At 52.3% G+C, this 21,400-nt stretch carries 22 protein-coding genes; 8 read left to right on the top strand and 14 right to left on the bottom strand.

The annotated features are described in order from the left end of the window. Positions 1-355: 355 nt before the first annotated feature. The 8 genes from KTE_RS15810 to KTE_RS15775 form a co-directional block, all read right to left on the bottom strand. Positions 356-769, bottom strand: a complete 414-nt coding sequence (locus tag KTE_RS15810) for a hypothetical protein (RefSeq protein ID WP_201382437.1) — start codon at positions 767-769, stop codon at positions 356-358. Between the two features lie 606 nt (positions 770-1,375). After that, positions 1,376-2,017: a heme-copper oxidase subunit III gene (locus KTE_RS15805; RefSeq protein ID WP_201382435.1), complete on the bottom strand. Its 642-nt coding sequence runs from the start codon at positions 2,015-2,017 to the stop codon at positions 1,376-1,378. A 27-nt stretch (positions 2,018-2,044) separates the two neighbouring features. Beyond that, positions 2,045-2,380 (bottom strand): cytochrome c oxidase subunit 4, encoded by a 336-nt coding sequence (locus KTE_RS15800; protein WP_201369801.1) that lies wholly within the window; start codon positions 2,378-2,380, stop codon positions 2,045-2,047. Positions 2,381-2,395: 15 nt separating this feature from the next. Next, complete coding sequence (gene ctaD, locus KTE_RS15795; RefSeq protein ID WP_201382433.1) at positions 2,396-4,087, bottom strand: cytochrome c oxidase subunit I; 1,692 nt, start codon at positions 4,085-4,087, stop codon at positions 2,396-2,398. Between the two features lie 56 nt (positions 4,088-4,143). Then, a complete protein-coding gene (gene coxB, locus KTE_RS15790) occupies positions 4,144-5,265 on the bottom strand; it encodes a cytochrome c oxidase subunit II (RefSeq protein WP_201382431.1) in 1,122 nt (373 codons plus the stop codon). Between the two features lie 682 nt (positions 5,266-5,947). Beyond that, positions 5,948-6,355, bottom strand: coding sequence for a hypothetical protein (locus KTE_RS15785; RefSeq protein WP_201382429.1), 408 nt, complete (start codon positions 6,353-6,355; stop codon positions 5,948-5,950). 252 nt (positions 6,356-6,607) lie between these two features. Next, entirely contained in the window at positions 6,608-6,874 is a 267-nt protein-coding gene (locus tag KTE_RS15780; protein WP_201382427.1) for a hypothetical protein, read from the bottom strand. A gap of 120 nt (positions 6,875-6,994) precedes the next feature. After that, positions 6,995-7,246 carry a hypothetical protein gene (locus KTE_RS15775; protein WP_201382425.1) on the bottom strand — a complete coding sequence of 84 codons (252 nt, stop codon included), beginning with the start codon at positions 7,244-7,246 and terminating at the stop codon, positions 6,995-6,997. A 640-nt stretch (positions 7,247-7,886) separates the two neighbouring features. Between KTE_RS15775 and KTE_RS15770 the strand changes: the two genes are divergently transcribed. Genes KTE_RS15770 through KTE_RS15760 form a run of 3 tightly spaced genes read left to right on the top strand, consistent with a single transcriptional unit; the run spans position 7,887 to position 9,283 of the window. Then, positions 7,887-8,123, top strand: a complete 237-nt coding sequence (locus KTE_RS15770) for a hypothetical protein (protein ID WP_201382423.1) — start codon at positions 7,887-7,889, stop codon at positions 8,121-8,123. Between the two features lie 60 nt (positions 8,124-8,183). Further along, positions 8,184-8,549, top strand: coding sequence for a hypothetical protein (locus KTE_RS15765; RefSeq protein ID WP_201382421.1), 366 nt, complete (start codon positions 8,184-8,186; stop codon positions 8,547-8,549). Positions 8,550-8,572: 23 nt separating this feature from the next. Next, positions 8,573-9,283, top strand: a complete 711-nt coding sequence (locus KTE_RS15760) for a hypothetical protein (protein ID WP_201382419.1) — start codon at positions 8,573-8,575, stop codon at positions 9,281-9,283. A gap of 166 nt (positions 9,284-9,449) precedes the next feature. Here KTE_RS15760 and KTE_RS15755 read toward each other — a convergent pair whose 3' ends face one another. Beyond that, the gene (locus tag KTE_RS15755; protein WP_201382417.1) at positions 9,450-10,286 is read right to left on the bottom strand and encodes an SDR family NAD(P)-dependent oxidoreductase; all 837 of its coding nucleotides are present in this window, start codon (positions 10,284-10,286) and stop codon (positions 9,450-9,452) included. Between the two features lie 32 nt (positions 10,287-10,318). After that, entirely contained in the window at positions 10,319-11,047 is a 729-nt protein-coding gene (locus KTE_RS15750) for an SDR family oxidoreductase (protein WP_201382415.1), read from the bottom strand. A 142-nt stretch (positions 11,048-11,189) separates the two neighbouring features. On the opposite strand from KTE_RS15750, the gene KTE_RS15745 reads away from it, so the two are divergent. From KTE_RS15745 to KTE_RS15725, 5 genes are all read left to right on the top strand, one after another. Beyond that, positions 11,190-11,798, top strand: coding sequence for a TetR/AcrR family transcriptional regulator (locus tag KTE_RS15745; RefSeq protein WP_201382413.1), 609 nt, complete (start codon positions 11,190-11,192; stop codon positions 11,796-11,798). A 330-nt stretch (positions 11,799-12,128) separates the two neighbouring features. After that, a complete protein-coding gene (locus tag KTE_RS15740; protein ID WP_201382411.1) occupies positions 12,129-13,037 on the top strand; it encodes a heme o synthase in 909 nt (302 codons plus the stop codon). A gap of 190 nt (positions 13,038-13,227) precedes the next feature. Then, positions 13,228-13,872, top strand: coding sequence for an SCO family protein (locus KTE_RS15735; RefSeq protein WP_201382409.1), 645 nt, complete (start codon positions 13,228-13,230; stop codon positions 13,870-13,872). Between the two features lie 171 nt (positions 13,873-14,043). Continuing rightward, positions 14,044-15,057: a GAF domain-containing protein gene (locus KTE_RS15730; protein ID WP_201382407.1), complete on the top strand. Its 1,014-nt coding sequence runs from the start codon at positions 14,044-14,046 to the stop codon at positions 15,055-15,057. A 164-nt stretch (positions 15,058-15,221) separates the two neighbouring features. Continuing rightward, positions 15,222-16,019 (top strand): hypothetical protein, encoded by a 798-nt coding sequence (locus KTE_RS15725; RefSeq protein ID WP_201369816.1) that lies wholly within the window; start codon positions 15,222-15,224, stop codon positions 16,017-16,019. An 86-nt stretch (positions 16,020-16,105) separates the two neighbouring features. Here KTE_RS15725 and ftsZ read toward each other — a convergent pair whose 3' ends face one another. From ftsZ to murB, 4 genes are all read right to left on the bottom strand, one after another. Further along, positions 16,106-17,578 (bottom strand): cell division protein FtsZ, encoded by a 1,473-nt coding sequence (gene ftsZ, locus KTE_RS15720; RefSeq protein WP_201382405.1) that lies wholly within the window; start codon positions 17,576-17,578, stop codon positions 16,106-16,108. Between the two features lie 161 nt (positions 17,579-17,739). Then, positions 17,740-18,984: a cell division protein FtsA gene (gene ftsA / locus KTE_RS15715; RefSeq protein ID WP_201369818.1), complete on the bottom strand. Its 1,245-nt coding sequence runs from the start codon at positions 18,982-18,984 to the stop codon at positions 17,740-17,742. Positions 18,985-19,151: 167 nt separating this feature from the next. Then, complete coding sequence (locus tag KTE_RS15710) at positions 19,152-20,372, bottom strand: cell division protein FtsQ/DivIB (RefSeq protein WP_201382403.1); 1,221 nt, start codon at positions 20,370-20,372, stop codon at positions 19,152-19,154. Beyond that, positions 20,369-21,391 (bottom strand): UDP-N-acetylmuramate dehydrogenase, encoded by a 1,023-nt coding sequence (murB, locus tag KTE_RS15705; protein ID WP_201382401.1) that lies wholly within the window; start codon positions 21,389-21,391, stop codon positions 20,369-20,371. The genes KTE_RS15710 and murB overlap by 4 nt, the downstream gene beginning before the upstream one ends. Positions 21,392-21,400: the final 9 nt, after the last annotated feature.

Below are 21,400 nucleotides of genomic sequence, written 5' to 3'. Positions count from 1 at the left end.
CTACTAAAATCTTATTCCGAAACCCAACGTCACTGGCGTGACTAGCGCTTCCCCCATTTGGGGACAAGCGCGCTCAGGGGTTTCGAATCAGAAGTAGCCATCTCTGAACTTTAGTAATTGCTCATATTGTAGCAAAAAAATTCGATCTTGCCAGGAGAGTAGGACTTTGAATCAGGGCTTTGAAGCATGAGGCATTGTATCTGGTTGAGGCGTAGGAGCTATTTTTCGCCTCTTAACCAGATACGACCTTTCGGAAACCTGAGCGCGCTTGTCCCCGAATGGGGGTTGGTTTCCGTCGAAGAAGGCAGGGGTGAAGAAACACGCGCCTGGGTTAGCATCGATGGGGAGAGGTGCTCTATTTAATGATGCCCGCGATCAAGACCAGGAAGACCAGGTGTACAATCATAAAAATGAAGAAGCCAAAGCCTAGAATGGCAATCCAGCGCCGGTCATTGACATACATATGCAGGCGCGTGGGATAGGCCAGTGGCCAGCGCTCAGCGGCAACCAGGCCAACAGCGACACGTACACGTAGTGGTGAGTGCACCTTGGAGCGCTTTAACTCAGTCACCAGAGCGTTATAACAATGTTTACACAGGGTCCAGGAGCGACGAGGCTCAGGCGCATCCTCCGGTTCAAGCACCGTCAAGGGTTCAAACCAGATACGCTGGGTACAGATTGAACAATGCTTCACTCGCATACTCCGCGTGCGCGAACCCTCTTTCTCCAGCGGCTGTGAAGTATTGGCTCGACGCATAGCCTCTTTCATTCGCCTATCGTCCTTCCAACTACCAATCTTTCTCGCTCTACAATTGCTCGCTCGCTTAATAGCCTCTGCGGGAGGAGGCAGAAGAGGAACCCCTCCTCTTATCCCGTAGAGTAATTTCTCTCTCCACTCTTACAAGCATAACGCGGGCCTGTAAGCGACGCAATAACCTACAAAGGTTGTTCCTCTCACGACTCTCTTTTTACTCTCCACCAATTGTAGCATATTCCGCCTGCAACATCAGTGTAGTGCTTTGTCAATCTTCATCTGAAAGGTTGTATGCCGCCTGCGGCGGCAAGGGACAGAGATGCAGAGGGGCTGACGCCCCTCTGCACTCCCCACCTTTCCAATCAACGTTGACAGAGTAGTGGTGATTACTGGTGAATGTACACCTCACCAGGTGCTCTCTGCGCCTGCGGCGCTTCGCAGGAGTAAGAGGATGTGGGATGGAAATGCCTGCGGCATTTCCATCCCACATCCTCTTACTCCTGCGAGCCACGTAGTGGCGAGAAGTCCTTCCCTTCGGAGAGACAGAAACACGCCTGGTATCCGTAGCGGGATACCAGGCGTGTTTCTGTCTCTCCGAAGGGAAGGACTTCTCGATTGAGATTAGCCTTTGATCATCAGCAGGGGCAGCAGATAAACTGTGCTGAAGACGATGATCCAGACGATGTCGACGAAGTGCCAGTACATCTCGGCGGCCTCGACCGCGAAGTGCTTCTTGGCGGTAAAGTCGCCGCGAATGGCACGAATCAGACAGATCGTCAGGAAGATGATACCAATGGTGACATGCAGACCGTGGAAGCCGGTCAACGTGAAGAAGGCCGAGCCAAAGGCCTTAGTCTGCATCGTAAAGTGATCGGCAGTGTAGAGATTAAAGTATTCATACACCTGACCACCCAGAAAGACAAGTCCGAGGATAATCGCACCCGCCAGACCCGCAATCAACTGTGTCTTATTACCTTTGACGATGCCCTTGCGTGCAATAATTGCTGGGAAGCTACTTGCCAACAAGAAGGCAGTGTTAATCAAAGGGAACTTCCAGTCCAGGTGCTCGCCCGAGGGCAAGAGCCAGAGACCGTTTTTAATCTGTAAACCACGCACTTCCAGGTAGAGGTACGCGGCGATCAGGTTCGCGAAGATCAGCGCCTCAGAGGAAATGAAGAGGATCATACCCCACCAGTTCATGCTGCGTCCTACTTCAACATGCTCCTCTAGCGACCTGACCTGCTCGCCGTGAACAACGCTCATATTATGAACTCCCTAACCATGTTCTCGTTATCTACGCTCGTAGATCCATCCTATGATACAACCGATGAGCAGCACCACGCCGAGACCACAGACAATCGGCTGAAAGACGAAACCAACCAGAATGAGAGAGATCGCGACCGTGGTCACAAGCGGCCAGATGCTAGAACGAGGCATCAAATCCTCTTCCTTTGGCACGACCTTCTTGCGCTTCTTGACTGCGCCCTTCGCTGGCTGTTCAGCAGCCTGAGGAGGCGTAACCTCCTCCTGCTCCTGTTCCGCTGGTGCTGCCACAACCTGTGCAGATTGTGTCTCTGGCTGCGCGGACTTCTCGCGCTTCTTGTCCAATTGTTTGGCTTTGGTCATGGTGCTACTGTACCTCTAGTGAATAGCCGACTTCCAGTCAGCAATCTCAGGATTCTTCTTGTCATAGAATGGACGGCGGCTGCGGACCACGGGGATGGTGAGGAAGTTGTACTTCTTCGGAGGAGAGGTTGTATCCCACTCCAGGGTGAAGGCATCCCATGGATCGCTACCAGACTCTTTGCCATCCTTCAAGCTCTTGAAGAAATTGAAGACGAAGACCATGACACCAAGGCCAACCATGAAGGCGCCAATCGTCGCCATAAGGTTCAGCTCATTCCAACCCAGGTTGCCCGGGTAGGTGTAGACGCGGCGGGGCATGCCCAGCAGGCCCAACAGGTGCATGGGGAAAAACGCCAGGTTCATGCCTATCAGCAGCAGCCAGAAATGAACCTGCGCCAATTTCTCGCTCATCATCTTGCCGGTCATCTTGGGGAACCAGTAATAGATACCCGCGAAGATAGCCATGGCGCTACCGCCGAAGAGCACGTAGTGGATGTGCGAGACAACGAAGTAGGTGTCGGTGATCTGGTAGTCGAAAGGCACGACGGCCAGGGCGGCACCGTTCAAGCCACCAATCAGGAACATACCAATGAAGCCAAGCGAGAAGATCATTGGTGCCTTCAGGCTCAACTTACCTTTGTAGATCGTACCCAGCCAGTTGAAAATCTTTACCGCGGTTGGCAGAGCGATCAGGGCTGTGCTGGAGGCGAAGAACGCCTGCGCGACAGGTGGCAGACCAACGGCAAACATGTGGTGTGCCCACACGGTAAAGCTCAGGAAGCCGATAGCCACACCCGACCAGGCGATAAAGGTATAACCAAAGATCGGCTTGCGCGAGAAGACGGGCAAGATTTCAGAGGTGATACCAAAGGCCGGCAGGATCAGGATGTATACCTCGGGATGGCCAAACGACCAGAACAAGTGCTGCCAGAGTAGCGGGTCACCGCCATATGCATACTGATAGAAGTGCGTGCCCAGGTGGCGGTCCAGCAGCAGGAAGACGCTGGCGGTCGTCAGGCTAGGCAGAGCAAACAGCAGCAGGAAGGACATGACCAGGATCATCCACGAAAAGAGCGGGATGCGGTTGATGCTCATACCAGGCGCGCGCATCTTCAGGATAGTTACCACGAAGTTCAATGAACCGCTGATCGAGGATACGCCCAGCAGCGTGGTACCCAGAATCCAGAAATCGGCATTCATGCCAGGTGTACAGTTGTACGCGTGAATACCGCAAGCATCCTTGGTCAGGCTCAGGGGAGCGTACATGAACCAACCGCCATTAGGCGCGGCGTTGAACAGGTAGCTCGACTGTAGGAAAATGCCACCAAAGAGCAGAATCCAGAAGCCAAAGGCGTTCATACGCGGGAAGGCCATGTCGCGCGCACCCATCATCAGCGGCACAACATAGTTACCAAAGCCCGCCATCATCGGCATCACGAACAAGAAGATCATCGTGGTACCGTGCATGGTAAAGATCTGGTTATAGGTCTCAGGACTGATGACTTTGCCATTGGGTACTGCCAGCTGTGTACGGATCAAGAGAGCCTCTAGACCGCCCACCAGGAAGAAGAAGAAGGCAGTAACCATGTACATGATGCCGATCTTTTTATGATCGGTCGTCGTGAGCCACTCACCCAGGTAAGATTCACTGAATGATCGCTCACGAACTACTGTTGTAGCCCTATCATTGATAGTGCTAGTAGCCATGAATAATTCCCTCCAACGAGTCTAGCCCCACAAGTGAGCTAGACGGGCAAGTTATGCTACTTGAGGCTTTCCAGATAAGCCACCAGCGCTGGCAGATCCGACTTGTCGACGTTCACCGACATATCGTTGCCAGGTTTGACTTTCTGGGGATCAGAGATCCACTTCGCCAGGTTACAGTTGCTGAGATCACCGCCAGGATTACAATCCTGCTGGTTATAGTCCAGCACACCGCCAGCGATCAGGTGACGGCTACCGAAGTGCGTCAAGTTTGGACCAATCAGACAACCGTTCGCGTTCTGTGGATCATCGCAGCGCCCAACGGGATTGGGATCCTGTAGATAGGGCGTGCTCTGACTGACACCAACGATACCATGGCAGGTGGTGCACTGGTTCTTAAAGACCTCCTGGCCTTTCGCCTCCAGGCTACCAGGAGCAGGAACGGCGGCCGCCTGCTGCTGCAACTGTGCCCATGAGAGGAAGTCGTTGTTGTCATGCGTGACTTTAACATCAAAGCGCATGTTCGCGTGTTGCGTTCCGCAGTACTCGGCGCAGATACCCACATAGGTCTTATCCGCCGTATCCGCGCTAAACCACTTCTCGTTATCGTGGCCGGGGATGACGTCGGTCTTACCAGTCAGCGCTGGCACCCAGAAGCTGTGGATAACGTTGTTTGAGTACAGCTTCACATGCACATTGGTATGGGGCGGAATCACCAATGTATCCGCGGTGGTCATCTTATACTCTGGATAGTAGAATTCCCACCACCACTGGTGTCCATACGCCGTCACCTCAATTGTTTTGTTACTATTGGCTGGTGGCGTGGCGACGTCGAAAATACCCTTGATGGTAACACTCAACACCGCCAGCAAGACAACCGCTGGAATAATAGTCCAGATCAATTCGACGGTAGTATTACCGTGGATCTGTGGCGGGGTGGGCGAATCAGGGCGCTCGCGGAAGCGAATTGTAGAGTAGATCAAGACACCTTCTACACCTACAAATACAACCGCGGCAATTATGAGAATAATCCAGAAAACATTGCTCTCGCTTCTGGCAATCGGGCCCGCCGGATCAAGGATCGAGGGCGAGTTTTCACCACAAGCGGTCAACAGTATCGAGGTCAAAGCGAGACCGGCAACAAGGCTCGCCCAACGCTTTGGCCTACGAAATAAAGGCATCCTCACGTCTAAATCTCCTAACACGTAGTTTGACGATGAACGATAATGTCTCTTTTCGTCGACACTCTCTCCATTTTATTGTCCAAGTGTAGCGAGCCACCCTAACAGGTAGCTTGCAGTCCCTAAAAACCACCTTACAGGAACCTGAATAAAACCACGTGTAACAGAGGCCGCGCTCGCTTGAGAGGCTGTGTAACAATGTGTAGCACCAGGTGGCAGCATAGGTTGGGACATGTCAGAGGACACCATGGATTGATCATCCCAGTGGGACTAGCACAAAACACGTAATCCCAATGGCTTTTTCTTAATATCTGTCGTCTATATTAGAAAGAGTAGAGAGAGATAGTAAAAGCTCGTTTCGCTTCAGTCAATACCCCTCAAGGTGCTCTTCTCCGCTACATACTATAACACAATTTGTACAGTCTAACAAAAACTTTCAATCCGCTTCCTAAGCCGTTTCAAGCCCTTTTCCACGTTCTATAAGGTCCATTACTGACAGCTAAATGGATTGCCAATCCTCAAAAAACTCTGAAAATCCGCACGGTTGACCTGTCTAGCGGTTGTCCTACTTTTCTATTTGATGAAAACCAAAAATTCCCTGTGAGAGAGTACAAGAAGACACGTCGCCATGTAATGAATGACGACGTTCGCCCATTTGCTTAGGAGGTGCAAGTCAAGAAAATTACGAGCACTTCATCTTCTGAAGGTTAGAGGTGAGTTGCCTTGCATATTGCTCGCACAGTTCTTGTTTGCGCGCAACATAAATGGCCTTACTGTAAATTCCATCCAAGGTAATAATCCTCACTTCTAGCTGCTCATCTTCAAAGAGCTCAACATAGGTCGTGGCTCCGCGTTCGTGATATGTAACCGGAACCTCTTTGATATTGCTTCGCCGATAGGAATTCGCGCCTGTAATTCGCAGCGAAAGGTGTCCCATCGTCGCGGGATACACAATACTACAGGCAATTTCGTAGATGTAGGAGTCGAACTCCCTCGCACGCTCTTGCAGGATACATTCATACGAGATATGTACGAGAAAATCGCTTGGCTGGCTCTCTTCCAGAGAGGTATTTGGAATAGATTTCGACAAGAAGCAGCTCGCTTTCTACTACCAGGCACCATGAAAGGTAACCACATTATCCATGTGAGGAGATCTTGCTAGACTCTGTCACGAAACATAGTGCGCCTCTTCTCGCTTGCTCGTCTCCTTAAGTAACTCTGGACATTTCTGTAACAAAAGAGACCAAGAGCTAGCAAGCAGAAGAGTAACAAAATTATGGGTAATGACATCAGTATTTCCTCCTCACTATTTTGTCAGCAACAGTGTGCGAGAGTTACCTGCTCAAACAGGCTGCATGTTTTCGCCAATTCTCATGAATAAGCCATCTCGATACATCTGCTTATAGATGCTCCACTCATCTTCTTGCACATTGAGCAGATCCTTCAGCAAAGACACATCTGACACATGCAAGTCTTTTTCTGCCTGGTAACACAGTCGGCCTATTTTTTGCTGAATCATCGTATGCTGCATGAGTGTGGTGTGATGGGTATTAGCGAGCCACTTCAGTTGCAAACAAATTTCGAGAAACAGGGTCCTAAAGGTTTTCATACATACCCCTTTCTAGTGCTCGCAGGTGTTTTCGGAGAGATTACGCATTGGAGCAGGTAGTACAACTATTTAAGATAGAGGAAAGAGGATCACCGCTCTTCCTTCTTCAAATTTGTGCTCTTAGGAGTCGTCTTTTGCTTGTTGCGTGAGTTGCTCTGCAATAACTTTAGCCTGTGCTTCTATGGCAATGAGCATTGCTTCATCTAGTCGCGGCTCATTGTGCTCTTCACGTTGATCCTGAACCATCTCCATTACACCCGCGATATGACTCATCAGGTATTCACCACTCGCTTGAAGCGCAAGTGTATGAAGTTGTTGTTTATCCAAAGGTGTCCTCGCTTTTTCGATGTTGTGCTCCTTTTCAGGAGCCATACAAGAGGTGATTCTAAAGAGATGCTCTTAAGTGAGGAAACCACAACACATCTCTTCCGGCTTCGTTTATAGCTGAAGGAGAGAGCAGGTATCACGATGTGTATATCATCTATTTATTATACATCTTTTCATCCCAAAACACAATATCAATAATTGAAGAGGTATAAGTCAAAATTAATAGAACGAAATAGACTGTATATAGAATACAAAGCAGTGATGATCGAAAATTCGGACAAAAATAGAAGTTGATTTTCTGCATAAGCGAGGGTAAGAGAAAAGAGCGTCTCCTGAGAAGAGCGCATTGTAAGCGCTCTTATGTATACAGCAGACAGGCCATTAGTGCATCTTTTTACGTCTAGTTTGAAAAATTATTTTTCAAATTGTCTAAATTATACAGGCTTTTCATTTGTAATTTTTTTAAAAATACTGTATACTAGTAGGGTCATACATTGATGAGAACTGTTCCGCGTAGAAAACTTTTCCCGCGTGTTATCGTCTGCCTTCCACCTATTCTGGCAATTTTTCATCACCCATTCCGAGAGAATGTAAAACATCGAAGGGGCAGGAATGTTCCATTTGTTTTATCTTTGCTCGTCTTCATGAAAACAAACGCGCTTTTACAAAGAAATGAGAGTAGCTAATGGCCATACCCACCCTCGACCAGACCGAAGGTATCTGGATCACTCGGACCAATAATTCGGGATATCACTATGTGCAGGATGTCTTTGCAGGAGAAAACCCGCGAGATCAATTTCACCGGGCAAATTGTCGCCTGTTGATCACCAAAGGGCGCCTGATCCCGGAAAGAGGTGATGTCCTTAATCCATCCGAGCGCCACTGGGAGAAGGCACAACGCTACAGCCAGGTCCTGATATGATGCAGAAACAGACATGACACCACACCACTGCCTGGCTTCCTTCAGAGGAAAGAGAAGCTGATGAGACGAATGCCAACAGGAACGCTTGTTTGGAGCCTCAAGCGCTATACCAGAAATGCTAACTTGTGGGACCGCGTCTGCTTCAGGTGCAAGCAAAAGGTTCCCGTCTTTGAGTATGAGCTTCGTGATGAACAGGGGCGACCACTCTTTCACTTTCTCTGTGAGGAATGCGCGCAGAAGAAACTTGCGGAATGGCTTCAATGTACAGAGAGTCCCGACTATATAGCTCTTGGCTACCAGACAGATTTTGATATCGCGACCGTATTCTTTGAACAAAAAAATGAAGGCGAAACCCTGCTCCTGACACGTTGGAGCAAGGAACAACGGCGGCGCAGACTCCAAATAGAGACTGATGCAGACGCTTAATAATAAATAAAGGAGCCACAGGCATGACTTACACACGCCAAAACAGTGTTGAAGAGCAGCGAGAAGCCTCTCACCAGGCCAGGCGCATTACTACTCTTTGTGAAGAATTCTACATCACACTCGATGCTATTGACTGGCAATATCTGGGCATGCAGGCTCCGGTAAACGTAGACGGTATTAACATCTCGACCCTTCAAGTCCTTAGCCAACGTGCGAGCGATGACATCCTGCGCCAGATACAAATGAAGCTCTTCGAACATGCAGCTCTAGAGGCTATTCACGCTCCATCAAATCTGAAGGCGCTCATATGGTCTCCGATCGAGGTCCTACAACCCCAGGCATTTTTACAACTCTGGGTTGTAACGATGGAAACGGGTGAGCGTGTCCCGGTCATTGAATCGCTCAAAGATGGGCATCGTGTCTACGAACATTATAAATTTGATGGAAGTCATGAGCAGTTTCTCCAACTCTTTGGTCCGCTCGGCAATGGGAAGCTTCCTCTTGGGGAGAGGGTTACCATCCAGGTGCGAGAAAATCAATATACGGGAGAAATCATACACATCCTTCCTCCCGGCAAAAATCCTACCTATCGCAAAAACGCCTCAAAGCACGCTACAGCGTCAGAGCAGATATTCTTCAAGGACCTGATCGAAAGATATATGGTTGACTGTCACAACGGTTTTCCCTACATTGTGAATCAGACACAAATTGTTGCTAATGTACCTGTGAGCTGACTGTCGGAATAAACAAGCTACCATCCTTGACACCTAAGCTTATTCCACCTGGATGGAAAGTCTAAAGTCAATGCATCCAGAGTTACGCTGGGGCGGTTGATCCCAAACCAGGGGCTGAAAAGTCAGCCCCTGGTTTGGGATCAATTTCTTCTTCCACTTACACTACTTATGGGTTGGACAACCCGGTCAGTTGTTCGCTAAGTTGTTGGAGCCGACGACGGGCTGCCAGATCATAGGCCTGCGAATGTGCCCGCGCTTGCCGCCGCTGGTCAAAGTATTTGCCAGTGACGTTGTCCAGCGCAGGCGAGGTCGCCAGGTACATCACGGCTTCCCGTCCCTCCTCGACTGTACTCAGGGCATAGCCTAAGGACTCGTAGACCATTCTGGTGTTCATCAACGATGCCGGATGCAGGCAGTTGACAGTAATCTGCTCTCCTTTCAGTTCTTCAGCCAGGTCAAAGGTAAACATGGTTAGCGCGAGTTTACTCTGGCGGTAGGCGTCCGCAGGATCATAGTGACGTTCCAACATCACATCGCTGAATTCAATTGGACTCTGCCCAACCGATCCCACATTGATAATGCGAGCGGGTGGCGTCTGACGCAAGCAGGGTAAGAGTAGATGCGTCAGCAAAAAGGGCGCGAGATAGTTGATCGCGAAGCGTAGCTCATAACCATCTCGGCTCAATTCCCGTCTGGCCTCAGCGATTTTTCCTGCTCCGATGCCTGCGTTATTGATCAGCATATCAAGGCGAGGATGCTGAGCTTGCAGGGTTTGTGCAAGCTTGCGCACCTCTGAAAGATCAGCGAAATCCGCGAGATAGGCTTCCACATGACTATTTCCTGTCTCTTCCAGGATCGCCTGCCGACTCGCTTCCAATCGTTGCTGGTCGCGCCCGTGAAGCAGTACGGTCGCTCCCTGCTTTGCCAGGGCCAATGCCGTCTGTTTTCCGAGCCCGTCGCTTGATCCAGTGATCAAAATGGTTTGTTGTGCAATGGGTTTCATGGTCTGCCCTCTTTGAGAGATGCGCTCCTCAATTACCAGGATGACCTGATCCGCGCTCCTCCATCACAATCAATGATCGTACTGGTCATAAACGTGTTACTAATCAGCATAGCAATGACCTGGGCCACATCCTCTGGGCGTCCAATGCGCTTAGCCGGAGTGATAGCTGCGGATTGCGCGAAGAATGCCTCGCGCATTTCCTCCGGGAAATCACCCCAGAAAGGAGTTGCGACTCCTCCGGGTGCAACGGCGTTGACACGCAAGGGCTGCAATTCCAGTGCAAGTGTGGGAACTATAGCTTCCAGCGCCCCGTTGACGGCCGCGAATCCGGAGGAGCCAGCGAAAGCGGTATGGGCCGTGACAGCACTGACGATAGTCAGAGAGCCATCCTTGCGTAAGAAATCGAGACTGGCCTGCGCCGCGATCAATTGCGGCCAGAACTTGGTCTCAAACCCTTGACGAAGCATGTCAAAATCAAGCGTGCGGAACTCTCCCGCTCCTACGTTGCTCGCTAGAGTCAGGACAAGATGGTCAAAGGCACCAATGCGGTCGAAGAAGTTGCGCGTCTCTTCACGCGAGGTTGCATCTACGACCTCACCGGTGACAGAGCCTTTAAGAGTGGCGAGCGCCCTTGTCACTTTTTCCTGCGAGCGTCCGGCGATAATGATATTCGCCCCGGCCTCAGCCAGAAGGTGAGCCGTTGCCAGTCCAATCCCGGACGTTCCGCCGAGAATCACAATGCGCTGATCCCTCAAGTCCATTTGATTTCCTCTTTTTCATGCTGGTTTCTCTCTCCAGCATCTGCTACAATAAACGATACGCGACGTGTCATATTGACAATAGCAATTGTATACGATACGTATCGTATAAGTCAAGGGGATAATTTTAGAGAAGGAAAGAGGAATGTTTGAGCAGGGGAGGCCGTTAGAAACGAGCGGGCCTGGCCGCCGCCGCAGCGATCAGGCCCATCAGGCCATTTTGCAAGCGACAATTGAGGTGCTCTCCCAGGAGGGCTATCGTGCCATGACGATTGAAGCGATTGCCGCGAGGGCAGGCGTGGGGAAAAAGACCATTTATCGCTGGTGGTCGTCCAAAGCGTTCGTAACGCTTGAAGCACTGACTGTGTATACCGAGGAGCATACGCCTTTTTCAGATACTGGCTCCCTGGAGGGAGATTTACTGACCTACTTTGAGCTTTCTTTCGCAGGCTTGCAGGGGAAAGCGGGAACCGCATTGAGTGGGATGACGGCTGAGGCACAACTGGACCCAGAATTTGCACGTGAATTTCAGCGCATGTTCATCGTGCCACGAAAGCAAGAGCTGGTTGAGCTCTTGCAACGAGGAATGCAAAGAGGTGAGCTGGCTGCTGATACCAACCTGGATGTGCTCGCGGACTTGATTTATGGAGCCAAATGGTATCGCTTTCTCTTGTATCCTAAGCCACTGGATGATGCGTTCGCCAAAGAAATTGTCACGTTGATTCTCCGCTTGAGGCCAGAAGCGTACACATAAGGGGAGAAAGATGGGAATCGTATAAGATGGGAATTGTATAAGAGTGATAGATGAGCCGATAGAGAGAGGCAAAGAGTTTTTTCAACCAGAGGCGAACTTTATCCATCATTCTTCAACCTTTCAGGTGTTTGTAAGGTGGCATTCATTGCTTGCAAGGAGCCTATCAGGAGCAAGACCGACAATGAGATATGCAGCACTGGCTCTAAACAATTTTAAAAACCATACTTTACGACAGCAATATACAGCCATTACCGCCTCTCGTGAGCGGCGGTCTTGTTCCATATTTGATTGCGGTTCCTGAAGTGACCGCGCGCTAATGAGGAGAATATTGTGTCACAATCCAATACCACTCTCGCCGCACAGCCAGCCTGGCGCGCGACACTTTCCGCTTATATCAACCTGGTAAAGCCACATGTCACCGTCCTGCTATTGGGCGTGACAGCCGCGACCATGGCTATCGCGGTACGCGGACTCCCTCCCCTGGGCATTACGCTCGCAACCCTGCTGGGCGGCTTTATGTCAGCTGGGAGCGCAAACTGCATCAACTGCTATATTGATCGCGACATCGACCAGGTCATGGGACGGACGCAACGCCGTTCTCTGCCCGCTGGCCGCGTCCAGCCACAGCAGGCTTTGATTTTCGGCATTATCCTCGGGGTTGGCTCCTTCTTCCTGCTCTGGGGCCTCGTTAATCTGCTTAGCGCCGTTCTGGCGACCTCGGCGATTCTGTTCTATGTCTTTATCTATACGCTGGGCCTCAAGCGTACCACCGCGCAAAATATCGTGATTGGTGGGGCCGCGGGCGCAGTTCCGGTCCTGGTCGGATGGGCAGCTGTCACCAATTCAGTTTCCCTGTCAGCCATCTGGCTCTTTGCGATCATCTTCTATTGGACGCCTCCCCACTTCTGGGCGCTCTCGCTGCTGATTCAGAAAGACTATGAGAAGGCGAAAGTCCCCATGCTCCCGGTTTTGATGGGCGAGACTGAGACACGCAAGCAGATTCTGCTCTACTCGCTGCTCCTGGTCGCGGTGACCACGATTCTCTTCCTTATGGGCGCCATGGGTTACATCTTCCTGTTCAGCTCACTGATCCTGGGTGGCATCCTGGTCTATATGGCGGTCCGCCTGCTCAATGATGACGCATCGAGGAAGTGGGCGCGTACGATCTTCTGGTACTCCAACTGCTACCTCGCGCTTATCTTCGCTGTCGCAGTCATTGACCGGGTCATTCACTTCTAGAGTCGTTCTCGTGTTGAGAGTGCAGCCCAGTGGCAGGTTGCCCTCTCACAAACATTCCCTTTGTCAGCAATCAACAGCATACTTCTTAGCTGAAATCCTGAGCGCGCCTGTCCCCGAATGGGGGAAGCGCTAGTCACGCGAGTGACGTTGGATTTCGGAATAAGATCATCAAGGACAGTCGAGAGAAGCTATGAGTATCCGATGGAACTGGCGTCTAGCCTCACGCCTTTCAGTTTTAAGCCTGGCCGTACTGGTCGTTATCTTTGTCCTGGTCTATCAGCGGGTCTCAGCCGATAAGGCGAGCTCGATAGACACCCCCTCTGTCACCACTTCGGGACTTCAGGGGACAGACCTGGGCGGCGCTGCCGCTCCCGGTTTTACCTTGATTGACCAGCATGGAAAGACCGTCTCGCTCGCCGATTTTAAAGGCCAGCCAGTCGTGGTCACCTTCATGTTTACGCGCTGCCCCGATCAGTGTCCTCTGGAAGCCCAGAAGCTGCATTCGACCTTCCAACTCCTGGGAAACGATGCCAGCCATGTGACCATGCTTGCGATCAGCACAGATCCCCAGAACGACACGCCTCAGGCGGCCTCCAACTTTACCCAGGCCCATAGCCTGGATCAGAGCAACTGGCATTTTCTCACTGGCTCAAGCCAGCAGCTCTCTCCTGTCTGGAGCAACTACCACGTCTATGCGAACAGCAATGGGAACACCGCCGATCACAGCCTTGGCATCTATGTCCTCGACAAGCAGGGCCACGAGCGCGTCTTCCAGGACACCAGCTTTACCCCCGATCAGCTAGCCAGCAACCTGAAAAAACTCCTCAGCGAATAAAGTAGAGAGTGTGTAAAGCGGCGGCCCCTCAGTCGAGGGGCCGCCGCTTTACACACTCTCTATCTGCTTATTGACGTGTATCAATCAATACGGTATGATTTTACATGGCAAATCCATGGAGAAGAAAGAAGAAGGCGTAAGATACGCAGACGCGCAAGGGATAAGAAAGTTATGACGCAAGAGACATCCACCTGGCGAGGCCTGCTAGGACAAATCATTAGCGATGCGCAGGAACGTCAGCGCATCGCCGACCTGTTGCGGGTAAATCCGATTACTCTCACACGCTGGGCTAACGCCAGGTCGAAACCACGCGCAGAAAGCTTGCGCCAGCTGATTGATGTGCTTCCCACGCAGCGCCAGCGACTGATTGAGCTAATTACCAGCGAATATCCTCACCTCTTCGCCGAGGAGGAGGCATGGCAAGAAGATATTGCGCCCCTTATTCCTTCGAACTTCTATACACGTGTGCTTAACATACATACCACTAGCTCCTTATTCCTACGTTCATCGGCCATCTGTATCGCCGTCCTGCAACAAATTCTGGCCCATCTCGATCCCACACAAAATGGAATGGAGGTCTGTATCGCGCAATGTGTTCCCACGCAATCACAAGTTACCCCACCTGATGTTCAGCAGCCTCGGATACACAGCCTGCGTACTACCTTTGGACGTGGCACACCTCCCTGGAATAATCATGAGAACCAGACCGTCTTTTTCGGTGCGGAATCGCTTATCGGACAGGCGGCGCTTCGTGGCCATTATATCGCGATCCAAACGCGCGACGAGAGACAGCGCCTCTTTCCAGCCCACGCTACCGCGCTGGAGGAGAGTATTATTGGCCTGCCTATCGTCCGAGCTGATCGCGTAGCGGGTGTACTCTCAATCGCCAGTACCCAACCTCATTTTTTCGTCTCGACCTGCCTGGACCTGGCCATTCACTACGCCGAACTCCTGACCCTGGCCTTTGAATCTCATGAGTTCTACCGGATTCAGGATCTCGACCTGGGCCTACTGCCTTCTACCCAGAGACAGCAAAGCTCTATCGCGAACTTCCAGCTCCAGGTAACACAGACTATGATTCAGGCTCAGCAGCAGGGCGAGCCACTTACACGCCCGGTGGCGGAGTTGCGTACCTGGCAGGAGATAGAGAGTCGCCTACTCCACCAGGCCTGGGAAGAGGCCTGATAGCTCACACCTTACACTCTCCTTACAAAGCGAGCTCCCAGGCCGTGCAATCCCCCATCTGCTTGCGCGAAATCGGCAGATTTGGTATGCTTACTTCTAGGACAATGATGGAAAATTATGTCCTCATGGTTCTTATTACTCTTGGAGGAAAGCGAGAAAAGCCTATGGATACTTCTCTTCAAGGCACCAAGCTTATCATCGATAACGAACAAGACCTTGGGGTGTCGCAAGAGGCAGAAGTGACCGAGGCCGAAAAGCATATCCATCTGCCAAGTCCCAGCCTGTGGCCGCTTGTCCTGAGCGCCGCTATTCTGGTGACCGTCGCGGGATTGCTCGGCCTACCGGATAGCCCCTTGCTTGCAATTATTGGCGCACCGTTCATCATCGTTGGCATTATGGGCTGGGCATTAGAAGACCCCATGGCGGGACATTCCCACCATGAAGCGTCCACAACTCCCATGCAAATCACCAGCGAGGGCGCGCGTGACATTCTGACACGTGCACGTGAAATCGCAGAGCGCTCGGTAACGGTCAGCAGCACCGCCTATAGTACTCACCTGGCGAAGGTGGAGCTAGAGGGCGAGAATAGCGAGGGCGTGACCCTGGCACTCTATGGTAAGGTGGAAATGGAGTCTCAGCGCGATGAGCTCGTCAATGAGCTACGCCAAATTCCTGGTGTGCTGGAAGTGAAAAACTTCATGATCGCGGAAGACTCGATCCTGCGTACAGCCTATCAGCGCCTCGACGCCATGCGCGCCAAGGGCAAGCTTGAGGGTGCGCAAAACATCTCGATTCTGGTTGAGAACTACATCCTGCACCTTTACGGCGATGTACCTCAGAAAGAGATGAAATACGCTCTGGAGCGCGAGATGGTCGGCATTACCGGCGTCAAGGTTGTGGTCAATCACATTGGCCTGAACAAAGAGATTCCCGGTAACCTCGGAAAGACACGCAACGCTTAGTTCTATAGAAGAAATAAAAACGAGATGTCCCTGGCAGCCTGTGGCTGCCAGGGACATCTCGTTTTTATTTCTTCTATGTGACTGTCTTATGTGCGGCGCTGGCGGAGGAAGGCGGGAATATCGATTACATCCCCGGAAGGGGCATTGCGACTTCCCCGATTTAGCTCCGGGTTGAGCCCGCGCACCTTGCGCTGAATCACCCTGGGCTGCACCGGCTGATCCTCCGGCTGAGGCACAGGCAATCGTCCCTGAGTGGGATTGACTGGCTCTTCATCGTAAGGATAGTCCTCTTCGTCCTCCTCATCCTCGGGCAGCACGTCCGCTGGCTCACGTGTGGCAGGAACCACAGGTGGCAACGAGTTATACGCTGGACTCTCATTGCGCCTCACACTACGCTCGCCACCCATAGGCCCGGCCACCTGGCTGGGCAGGTTTACCGAGATGGGCGGCGTTACAGGCGGCATATCGACCTCGGCGAAGCGCGAGGATTTCTCCTCCTTGTTCGCGGCCGACATGCCCGAGTTCGTGTAGTGTGGACGCGGCTCGTTGCGCACAGGCGGCTGCGCGACGGGATAGCTGGTTGAAGCCCCACGCACCACTGTATTGCTATCGAAACCAGTAGCGATGACGGTGATCTTCATTTTGCCATCGAAGTGCTGATCCTGCACCGCGCCAAAGATAATATTCGCGTCAGGATGCGCGGCCTGGCTGATAATCTCAGCCGCCTCGTGAACCTCGAAGAGCGTCATATCCAGGCCGCCTGTGATGTTAAAGAGCACACCACGCGCACCGCTGATATCGATATCCAGTAAGGGGCTGGCAATCGCCATCTGCGCCGCCTCGACCGCGCGCGCGTCTCCCCCGGCCTCACCAATGGCCATGAGTGCCGAGCCAGCGGAAGACATGATCGTCTTGACGTCGGCGAAGTCCAGGTTGATCAACCCTGGAACGGTAATCAAGTCGCTGATACCTTGAATACCTTGACGCAGAACGTCGTCCGCAAGCTTAAATGCCTCGGAGAGCGGGGTGCGCTTATCCGCGATATGTAACAGGCGATCATTGGGCACGGTAATCAGGGTATCGACATGCTGCTTCAGGCTAGCGATGCCCTCCTCAGCCGAGAGTTGACGCTTCTTCCCTTCAAAGGAGAAGGGACGCGTCACCACGCCGACTGTGAGCGCGCCAAGTTCGCGCGCGATCTGTGCCACAACCGGACTGGCGCCCGTTCCGGTTCCACCACCCATTCCAGCCGTGATAAACACCATGTCGGAGCCTTTGAGTACCTCGTAGATCTCTTCCGCATTCTCTTCTGCGGCCTTGCATCCGACACCAGGGTTTCCACCAGCTCCGAGGCCACGCGTCAGTTTTTGACCAATGTGGATCTGCATGGGCGCATCCGTGCGTAGTAGCGCCTGGGCATCAGTATTAATAGCAATAAATTCGATGCCGGTCATGTTGGCTTGTATCATGCGATTGACCGCGTTACTGCCGCCTCCACCCACTCCAATAACGCGAATCTGAGCAAAGCCTTCGAGTTGTTCATTGTCCATAGGTAACATACGTTTCGTGGCCCCCTTTCGAGTCTCTACTAGGTAGAACGGACGAGAAACACTTTTCTCTTACACCATTCTCAAAGATCTTATTCCGAAACCCAACGTCACTGGCGTGCCTAGCGCTTCGCGCTCAGGGTTTTCGGATAAGAAGTATGTAAAAACTCAGTCTAAGGAAAAAATGCACGCACCAGGCGCCCAAGAAAACTAAAGCGCGACTTAATATCGGCTGATCCATCTCCATACCCATCGTCCTCATCAATCATGAGCGAGGTATGGCGCAACCCCCACAATAACAGGCCAACCGCCGTTGAATATGCCGGTCGGCTAATGGAATCAGCCAGTCCGTGCATCCCCAAAGGAGTCCCTATACGCGCTGGAATATCCAGTGTACGTGCCGCAACATCTAGAATACCGGGTAGTTCCGCGCACCCACCCGTAATGACAATGCCAGCCGTCAGCAAGCCATCATAACCCGATTTCTTGATCTCTTCATGCACCATGCCAAATAGCTCTTCAACACGTGCCTGAATGATCTGCGCCAGCAACTTCCGCGGGACCAGGTCGTTGCAATCGGGCATAAACTGTGACAGGTCGATCATGTCGTCTTCATCGATGCTATCAGGATCACAATGCCCATATGTAATCTTCAACTCTTCAGCAACCGCGGGCGGCAAACGCAGCCCAATCGCGATATCACTGGTAATGTGATTCCCGCCGACCCCCAGGACAACCGTCTGCCAGATAGCTCCATCCGCAAAGATAGCAATATCCGTGGTGCCGCCACCAATATCGACCAGGGCCACACCCAGGTCGGTCTCGCCTTCGGCAAGCACAGCCTCGCTTGAGGCCAGCGGCTCCAGAACCAGGTCTTCAATATCTACATGCGCGCGATGCACACATTTAATCAAATTATGGATCGAAGAGACGGCGCCCGTGATAATATGGGTCTCAACTTCCAGGCGGAAACCTGACATACCAATCGGGTTCTTAATGCCCTCCTGGCCATCCACGACATAGCCCCTGGGGATCACATGGATTACTTCGCGGTTGGCGGGGATCGCTATCGCTTGCGCGATCTCAATAGCCCGGCTGATGTCATCCTGCACAATATCACGATGATTTGGTGAGATGGCAACAAACCCCTTGCTGTTCTGTGAATCAATGTGGCTACCCGCTATACCGACATAGGCGGCGGAGATCTTCTTCCCCGATAGGCGCTCCGCACGGTCTAACGATGCCGCGATAGAGGTAACAGTCTCTTCTATGTTTACCACCACTCCGCGGCGCAAGCCCTGCGAAGGGCAGGTGCCAACGCCAACAATGTTCAGCTTCCCGTCACGATCAAGCTCGCCAACCAGGACACAGACTTTTGTTGTTCCAACGTCAATTCCGACGATCACCCGCTCTTGCACGATTTTACGCTCCTATTGGGCGGTACAACTGTGAGACGCACTACAACGATGATTTTCGCTTTGGCAGTAAACCACCACTTTCACTGCCACATGCACCACGCTCCGTTGCTTCCTCATAGCCTCGCTCTCAATCCATTTCAATTTACTGCCACACGACTGGCTGGCATTTACTTAAGAGTATACACTGGACGCAGCCCATAACGAAGGTCAATACTGGCCAGTGACAGTTGTTGCTCCCTGGCCATATCCAAAATGGCCTTCAATGTCAAAAGCCGATTCTCCAACGAGTTGGTGTCATCCGCATCTCCTAGATAAGCCTTCCAACCATCCTGGCTCTCTACTACATACGAGCCTTTACTACGTCCCTGAGTTCCCCGCCCATCAATAGTATTAGCATACATTGTACCATCGTAACGTAATTGAAAAGCATTGATACCAGTTATCTTTGGTAAACGCTCAAACACGTCTTTTGCAAAATGAATCTCATTCGCATCCACTCGCATGCCCACCTGTATTCCCTCACCACCCGTTACCTTACCAGACTTCACGTTCCCCTGAGCAATGACTGTCAGTGGCGCCGTGACAGTTGGGAGCGCATCGCTGCCGGGTGTATCACTGGCCCGAGCCATCAAGACACCGTCACTGTCGATGCTATATGTCTCCCGACCCGTCCGCCACAGCAAGAGCGGAGTACGCTCTTGCACTGTGACGGTCAACTGGTTCGGCCATTGCTTATTGACCTGCGCTGAACGTACCAGAGGCAAGTTCTCGACCTGTGCCTCAAAGGCCGGGGTATTCAACAGAAAGATATTCTGCCCCTGTACCCCTTGCCTCTGAATGGCCTGAACCAGTGCGGCATTATGCGTTCCTACGACCTGCACCTGTTCAACACGAAACGCGCTACTCGTGAATGTGAAGCTCAAAGCTATAATAAGGACAAGAAGACCCACAATAATACTGACTAATCTCCAGAGAAAACCGCGCCGGACACTACGGCGCCCGCTTCGTACGGGTACCGACCTGGATAGAGGGTCCGGGACGCGTCTTTGCATACTCTTCATGCGTCCACCTGTAGCCCAGGACCCCGTCTTGGCAAAGGTCCGGGGAGCAACCCGCTGTTGTACGCTCGACGACTGAGGCTGCTTTGCTCTCGTCCTTCTCAGCCGCTCCTGCCTCCTTGCAAAGGCATTCCATGCCGCCGAAGGATCGGCCTCCGGCATTGTGACAACGCGCTGCAACACGACCGACCTCTCTACAGGCTGTTCCGCGTTGCGTGCGCTTCTACCATCGCGTTCATTCCTACCATAACTCCCTTCCATCCGTTTGACGGCTGCTCGCTTATAGATGTGTGTAGCCATCTGCTCTGGTAGTTGTCGTTTGTGTGTCATGATGTTGAAACCTTCCACTCACCACGCAGTTCGACCTCCATTTCCAGGTCGACGCCGAACTGCTCTAGCACGCGCTTATGAGCTTCTCGTATGAGCGCCGCTACATCCTCTGCCTTCGCTCCACCAAGATTGACAATAAAGTTGGCGTGGCGCTCTGATAGTTGCGCCTTGCCTATCGTGAAGCCTTTCAAGCCAGCCGCCTCAATCAGACGACCCGAGTGGTCTCCTTCTGGGTTCTTGAAGACCGAGCCCGCGCTCTGCTGAGGGGGCTGCGTCTGCTTGCGGTGCTGCTTGTAGCTGTTGATCGTTTCACGCAGGGCAGCTGGGTCCGCACGGTGCAGACGCACACCCAGCTGCATGATGATCTCAGCAGGCTCAATAAAGCGCCGGTCGGCCACCAGGGGCTGACCCTGCTCGTCGAACTGCACCCGGCGCTGAGCGCGGAAACGACTATGACGATAGCGCAGGTCCAACTCTGCGTGCTGGTAGCGCTCGATAGTGGCTGTAACAGGCTGCTCCTCGCAGGCACGTGCGTCCAACACCTCAACCCATTCCAAAACCTCGCCAATATTGCCATGATGCGCGCCCGCGTTACTAATGACGCCCCCCCCCAGCGTTCCTGGGATACCCGGCCCAAACTCCAGTCCACCCCAGCCCAGGGTCGCCAGTTCATTGAGCAACTTCGGCCAGCTCACGCCAGCTCCCGCGGTCAATAGCGCCGTTCCGTCACCACGCTCTTCAATGCGATAGTTATTTAAAGCGATACGCGCTACAATTCCACGCACTCCAGCATCGGCATACAAAACATTGGTGCCATTTCCCTGACAGAGAAGCGGCCAGCGCCTCTGCGCGCACTCGTTTACCAGGTCGACCAGGTCTTCTTTTGTCTCCAGTGTGATCCAGATATCCGCCGGTCCACCCACGCCAAAGGTGCAGTGACGTGATAGTAGTTCGTCGCGTCGCACACTCGCAAATCGCTCTTGCAACACACTGTAAGCTGTCTCTTTATCGAACGCCATAGGTTTGGA

Source organism: Ktedonobacter sp. SOSP1-85 (assembly GCF_016587415.1).
In the GTDB taxonomy this organism is placed as follows: Bacteria; Chloroflexota; Ktedonobacteria; order Ktedonobacterales; family Ktedonobacteraceae; genus Ktedonobacter.
The sequence above is the reverse complement of the archived record's forward strand: the minus strand, read 5'-3'. Positions and strand labels throughout refer to the sequence as shown.

What these genes read in the sequence shown, in the direction of transcription:
- KTE_RS15810 (WP_201382437.1), bottom strand. Translation starts at nt 769, where the DNA reads ATGAAAGAGGCTATGCGTCGAGCCAATACTTCACAGCCGCTGGAGAAA.
- KTE_RS15805 (WP_201382435.1), bottom strand. Translation starts at nt 2,017, where the DNA reads ATGAGCGTTGTTCACGGCGAGCAGGTCAGGTCGCTAGAGGAGCATGTT.
- KTE_RS15800 (WP_201369801.1), bottom strand. Translation starts at nt 2,380, where the DNA reads ATGACCAAAGCCAAACAATTGGACAAGAAGCGCGAGAAGTCCGCGCAG.
- ctaD (WP_201382433.1), bottom strand. Translation starts at nt 4,087, where the DNA reads ATGGCTACTAGCACTATCAATGATAGGGCTACAACAGTAGTTCGTGAG.
- coxB (WP_201382431.1), bottom strand. Translation starts at nt 5,265, where the DNA reads ATGCCTTTATTTCGTAGGCCAAAGCGTTGGGCGAGCCTTGTTGCCGGT.
- KTE_RS15780 (WP_201382427.1), bottom strand. Translation starts at nt 6,874, where the DNA reads ATGAAAACCTTTAGGACCCTGTTTCTCGAAATTTGTTTGCAACTGAAG.
- KTE_RS15775 (WP_201382425.1), bottom strand. Translation starts at nt 7,246, where the DNA reads ATGGCTCCTGAAAAGGAGCACAACATCGAAAAAGCGAGGACACCTTTG.
- KTE_RS15770 (WP_201382423.1), top strand. Translation starts at nt 7,887, where the DNA reads ATGGCCATACCCACCCTCGACCAGACCGAAGGTATCTGGATCACTCGG.
- KTE_RS15765 (WP_201382421.1), top strand. Translation starts at nt 8,184, where the DNA reads ATGAGACGAATGCCAACAGGAACGCTTGTTTGGAGCCTCAAGCGCTAT.
- KTE_RS15760 (WP_201382419.1), top strand. Translation starts at nt 8,573, where the DNA reads ATGACTTACACACGCCAAAACAGTGTTGAAGAGCAGCGAGAAGCCTCT.
- KTE_RS15755 (WP_201382417.1), bottom strand. Translation starts at nt 10,286, where the DNA reads ATGAAACCCATTGCACAACAAACCATTTTGATCACTGGATCAAGCGAC.
- KTE_RS15750 (WP_201382415.1), bottom strand. Translation starts at nt 11,047, where the DNA reads ATGGACTTGAGGGATCAGCGCATTGTGATTCTCGGCGGAACGTCCGGG.
- KTE_RS15745 (WP_201382413.1), top strand. Translation starts at nt 11,190, where the DNA reads ATGTTTGAGCAGGGGAGGCCGTTAGAAACGAGCGGGCCTGGCCGCCGC.
- KTE_RS15735 (WP_201382409.1), top strand. Translation starts at nt 13,228, where the DNA reads ATGAGTATCCGATGGAACTGGCGTCTAGCCTCACGCCTTTCAGTTTTA.
- KTE_RS15730 (WP_201382407.1), top strand. Translation starts at nt 14,044, where the DNA reads ATGACGCAAGAGACATCCACCTGGCGAGGCCTGCTAGGACAAATCATT.
- KTE_RS15725 (WP_201369816.1), top strand. Translation starts at nt 15,222, where the DNA reads ATGGATACTTCTCTTCAAGGCACCAAGCTTATCATCGATAACGAACAA.
- ftsZ (WP_201382405.1), bottom strand. Translation starts at nt 17,578, where the DNA reads ATGTTACCTATGGACAATGAACAACTCGAAGGCTTTGCTCAGATTCGC.
- KTE_RS15710 (WP_201382403.1), bottom strand. Translation starts at nt 20,372, where the DNA reads ATGACACACAAACGACAACTACCAGAGCAGATGGCTACACACATCTAT.
- murB (WP_201382401.1), bottom strand. Translation starts at nt 21,391, where the DNA reads ATGGCGTTCGATAAAGAGACAGCTTACAGTGTGTTGCAAGAGCGATTT.